Raw genomic sequence first — 5,218 nt, 5'->3', positions numbered from 1 at the left:
AGATGTGTATAAGAGACAGGAACTGGACAAGTCGGTGACCTCACGCGTGCCGACGCGAACCAACACCGACGACCGTTATTTCACCGACACCTACCAGGCCATGCCGAGAGACGGCTTCACCCATATGTTCGAACGGATGCTCGACCATCCGAACATCGACCTGCTGCTCGGCGTCGATTTTACCGAAGTGCGGCAGGCCTATCCGCATCAGCACCTCGTCTTCACGGGACCCATCGACGAATATTTCGGCTATTGCTACGGCAAGCTTCCCTACCGCTCCCTGCACTTCCGGCACGAAACGGTGGATCAGGAACAATTTCAGCCCGTGGCCGTGGTGAACTATCCGTCAGAGGACGTTCCGCACACCCGCATTACCGAATATAAGCATTTGACCGGCCAGACCGCGCCGCGCACCAGCATCACCTATGAATATCCGAGCGGTGAGGGCGATCCCTACTATCCCATTCCACGCGCCGAGAACCAGGCGCTGTTCAAGCGCTACGAAGCGCTGGCGCTCGCCCAGCCCGATGTGAGCTTTGTCGGCCGGCTGGCGACCTATCGCTATTATAACATGGATCAGGTGGCCGGTCAGGCGCTTGCTACCTATCGCCGCCTGAAGCAGCGCTGGGATGCCGACCGCCAGCCCGCAGCCACCGGCGCGCGCGCCGGAACGACCGTCGTTGCCGACGCATGATATTGATCCGGCTCCCTTTTGCGCCTCGCGCGTTGTGAGCCGGACCTTTCACGAGCCAGATGGACGTCACGCGTGCTGGAACCGCAGGATGAGGTGTCCGAACGGGAGGTACAGCAGGGCCTGAGGGCCTTGCTGGTCGACGCCTCCTTCGCCACCGCCATAGGCGCCCTTAACAGCGGCGTGGTGCTCCTTGCGCTCGCGCTGCATGTCGGCGTGAGTACGGTCCAGATCGGCATATTGGCCGCCATCCCCCTGTTCACCCAGATCTTGCAGGCACCCGCAGTTTCGCTGGTGGAGCGGTTGCGCACGCGCCGCCGCATCTCCGTCATCAGTGTTTTTCTCGCGCGGCTCGCCCTGCCCATCTACGCCGTCGTGCCGTTCATCCCCGACCGTAATGTCGCCGCCGCATCCCTGATGGCGGCGGCCCTGTTGCACTACGGCCTCAACGCGGTGGGTGCGTGTAGCTGGAACAGCTGGATGCGCGACCTCGTGCCGGAGGAGGAGCTTGGGCGTTTCTTTGCCCGGCGGACCCTGTTCGGCACGGCGGTTAGCGCGGTCGCTACTATTGTCGGAGCCTACGCGCTCCAGCAGGCTGGGACGGACCGGGCTTTCGGCAACAGCATCTTCTGCGGCCTCTACCTTTTCGGCTTCGCTTGCGGTCTCGTCAGCACGGTCGCGCTCGCCCGCGTGCCGGAGCCACGTATGCCCCCCGGCAGTGACGATGTGCCGATCCGGCGGTTGCTGACCGGGCCGCTGCGCGACAGGAACTTCCGGCAGATGCTGCGCTATCTTGCAAGCTGGCAATTCGCCGTGAACCTCGCAACGCCGTTCTTCACCGTCTATTTCGTGCGCGAACTCGGCTTCGGCATGGGGTTCGTGCTGATCTTCAGCTTCATCAGCCAGATCGCGAACCTCGCCGTCATCCGGGGATGGGGCCGCCTGAGCGATCATTTCTCCAACAAGTCGGTGCTGAGCGTGGCCACGCCACTGTTCATCTTCTCCATCGTCGCCATGGCCTTTGCCAGCGATGTGGACGGCATGACAGCCCGGTCCGCCTATCTCGTCATGCTGCACATCATCATGGGCGCGGCGGCGGCGGGCGTGGGGCTGGCTTCCGGCAATATCGTGCTGAAGCTCAGCCCCGGCGGCGCGGCGACCGGCTATCTCGCCTCCAACGCCATTATCGGCGCAATCGCCGCCGGCATGGCGCCCATCATCGGCGGCTGGGCCAGCGACTTCTTCGCCGCGCGCAAGCTCACCCTTGCCGTGCGATGGACCAGCCCTGAGGGCGCGGCCGAACTCGGCGTCATGTTCACGCACTGGGAATTCTTCTTCCTCGTATCGGCCGTGATTGGCCTCTATGCCCTCCATCGCCTGAGCCTCGTTCAGGAAAGCGGCTTCACCGGCCGCAGGGAGGTGGTGTCCCACATCGTCTACTCTGCCCGCCGCAACCTCGGCAACATCTCCTCAGTGACGGGACTTCGCGAAGCGATGAGCTTCCCCGCCGGTGAACTCATCAAGCTGCGCGAGCGCAAGATGGCGATCATCCAGGGCCTGCAGGAGCGGCTGCGGAGCAGCCTCAGCCTCAGCACCAGGCGGCAAGTCACGGGATGGGTGCTGGAGGCGGGCTATGCGGTGCCCCCGCCTGATCCTTCGCTGGACGATCTGCTCGACAGGATTGCATGACGGAGGGAAGCTGCCCGCCGGCGCGACGTGGCCGAACCCGCATGGCACGGAGGATCGCAGCATGACCGTCACTGACATCGCGACACGCACCTACAACCATAATTTCCGGCTCGACCCTATCGTCCGCAGCCTGCTCGACACGGATTTCTACAAGCTCCTCATGCTCCAGATGATCCGGCACATTCATCCGGATGTGGAGGCGACATTCTCCGTCATCAACCGCACCCGCTCGGTCCGTCTCGCCGACATCATCGACGAGGAGGAGCTGCGCGCCCAGCTCGACCATGCGCGGGAGGTCCGCTTCGCCAAAAAGGAGCTGATATGGCTGACCGGCAACAGCTTCTATGGGCGGCAGCAGATGTTCAGCCCGGAATTCATTGCCTGGCTCGCCGATTTCCGCCTGCCCGACTATCGGCTGCGCAAGGTGGACGGTCAGTATGAACTCTGCTTCGAGGGTCCATGGACGCACACGACCATGTGGGAGATTCCCGCGCTCGCCATCCTCAACGAACTGAAATCGCGCGCGGCCATGCGCAACAAGGGCAGGTTCGCGCTCGACATCCTCTATGCGCGCGCCAAGACCAGGCTGTGGGAGAAGGTGGAGCGGCTGAAGCTGCTGCCCGATCTCGTCCTCTCGGACTTCGGCACCCGGCGGCGGCACGGCTTCCTGTGGCAGCGCTGGTGTGTCGAGGCGCTGAAGGAAGGGTTGAGCGACCGCTTCATCGGCACGTCTAACGTCCTCCTTGCCATGGACAGCGATCTGGAGGCCATCGGCACCAACGCGCATGAATTGCCCATGGTCGCCGCCGCGCTGGCCGGGGACGATGCATCGCTCGCCCGCGCGCCCTATCAGGTGCTGGAGGCGTGGCGACGGCATTATAACGGCAATCTGCTTATAGCCCTGCCCGACGCCTTCGGCACCACCGCCTTTCTGCGCGATGCGCCCGGCTGGCTTGCGGACTGGACCGGCTTCCGCCCCGACAGCGCCCCGCCCATCGAAGGCGGCGAGCAGATCATCCGCTGGTGGCAGGATCAGGGCGTCGATCCGCGCACCAGGCTGCTGATCTTCTCCGACGGCATGGATGTCGATACGATCGAGGCGACATACAGGCACTTCAACGGGCGTGTGCGGACAAGCTTCGGCTGGGGCACCAACCTCACCAATGATTTTCGCGGCTGCGATCCCGACGGTGACGAAGGGCTGGAGCCGATTTCCCTCGTCTGCAAGGTCACAAGCGCGAACGGACGTCCGGCGGTGAAGCTGTCCGACAATCCCGCCAAGGCGACCGGCGATCCCGCCGAGATCGAGCGCTATCTGCGGGTCTTCGGATCCGCTGGCCATGCCCCCTCGCCGGTCGTGGTTTAGCGGCGGATTTCCGTTCGCTGTCTGCGACCGGACGTGGCGCCATCAGGAATGAGGGAGGGCAGCCCCCTCCTTCCTTTTACCCGACGCTTTTCCGTCGGTACCGGAAGTACCAGACCTCAGAGCGAGAACCGGTATATCGACTTGAATTATAATAGGAAAATATGGAATTTTTCCCTTCAGTTTCGGGCATGGTAATCACCGGGCAATCACCATTCACATCGCGCTCGCGCACCATAGTGCGCGGTAGGATCGACTCTGCGCATAAGCTATCGGAAAATGCATCTACACGCGCATGGCGCGACCTCCAAAATCAGAGCGACCATGCCGTCTCCTACGATCGATTTTCGCACCATCCGACCACATCACGGAAGCCAGCATAGCGGTTTTGAGGAGGCGATTTGTCAACTCGCCGCGTTAGAAACCGCTCCTGACGCGCCATTCCACCGTAAGGGCGCTGGGGCTGACGCTGGCCTCGAATGCTACCGCGTCGAGGCAGATGGATCGGAGACTGGCTGGCAGGCGAAGTATTTCTTCGAGTTCGGCAGCAGCGAAGCGTCGCAGCTCACCGAATCGCTAAGCCAAGCGATCGCACGCCACCCCCAGCTTGGGCGCTTCATTGTCGGCTTACCCTTCAACCTATCGGACGGGCGAGTGGGCAATCGGATTTCCGAAAGGGATCGCTGGAACCGCTGGGTGCAAGCTCGCGCCGACGCAATCCTTCCGCGTGTCGTTACGATTGAGCTTTGGGATGAGACCCAGCTCATCGAGCGCTTCTCTCGAAATGAGCCGCAGTACGCGGGTCGACGGCACTATTGGTTCGATCTGCTGCATTTCACGCCCGACTGGTTTCAAACGCGCTTCGCGATCACTCGCAAGGCGCTGGGTACGCGCTACACACCCGAACTCAACATTGAACTCCCGATCCGCCGCGGGCTGCTCGCGATCGCTCGTGATCCTGCCTTCATTGAGAGTTTGACGCGCCTCGCTGATGAACTCGACGAGGCGCGGCATCGCACGACCGATAGCGTTGCGAGGATTCTGGCAAGTGGCCCCGCCGCGACGCAAGCTGCGGACCTGGATGTTCGATTTCGGGCGATCAGCAGTTTGATCCGGACGGCGTCGATCAGCCCAGCCGATCCAGTTCCATTTGATCCGTGGGTAAGGGCTCTCGATGAGGCGAGTGAAACGTTAGGTGTTTGTTCGGCAGCGATCTGGGACTTGCGTACTCAGCAAGGCGGTGATCGCGACGAGGTGCGGCGTGTCCAATTTTTCGTCGAACACCTCTATGAAGCAATCGAGAAGGTCTCCGGGATCATCAAGCGGCCAGTCAGCCGGCTGGCGAACGAACATCGGTTGCTTGTGACCGGTGAGGCGGGGACTGTCAAACGGCGTTCAAAAGGGACCCCCGATCGGCGTCGAAGAGGGACCCCCTTTTCAGATAATATGATGCTGGTTTGTTGAAGATGGCCTTG

Annotated in this window: 4 protein-coding genes; all 4 read left to right on the top strand. The window is 62.3% G+C overall.

Annotated elements, in window-relative coordinates; genetic code table 11:
- Positions 1-694: UDP-galactopyranose mutase (locus A7Q26_RS19180; protein WP_198162988.1), on the top strand; the 694-nt coding region annotated here is incomplete at its 5' end.
- Between the two features lie 72 nt (positions 695-766).
- On the top strand, positions 767-2,380 hold the full coding sequence (locus A7Q26_RS19175; RefSeq protein ID WP_051586982.1) for an MFS transporter: 1,614 nt from the start codon (positions 767-769) through the stop codon (positions 2,378-2,380).
- 61 nt (positions 2,381-2,441) lie between these two features.
- The gene (gene pncB, locus A7Q26_RS19170; RefSeq protein ID WP_036527766.1) at positions 2,442-3,746 is read left to right on the top strand and encodes a nicotinate phosphoribosyltransferase; all 1,305 of its coding nucleotides are present in this window, start codon (positions 2,442-2,444) and stop codon (positions 3,744-3,746) included.
- Between the two features lie 321 nt (positions 3,747-4,067).
- Positions 4,068-5,207 (top strand): hypothetical protein, encoded by a 1,140-nt coding sequence (locus A7Q26_RS25350; RefSeq protein WP_066863021.1) that lies wholly within the window; start codon positions 4,068-4,070, stop codon positions 5,205-5,207.
- Positions 5,208-5,218: the final 11 nt, after the last annotated feature.

This window comes from Sphingobium sp. TCM1 (assembly GCF_001650725.1).
Taxonomy (GTDB): Bacteria; Pseudomonadota; Alphaproteobacteria; order Sphingomonadales; family Sphingomonadaceae; genus Sphingobium.
Note: the sequence above shows the minus strand (reverse complement) of the source record. Positions and strands in the feature narration are given on the sequence as shown.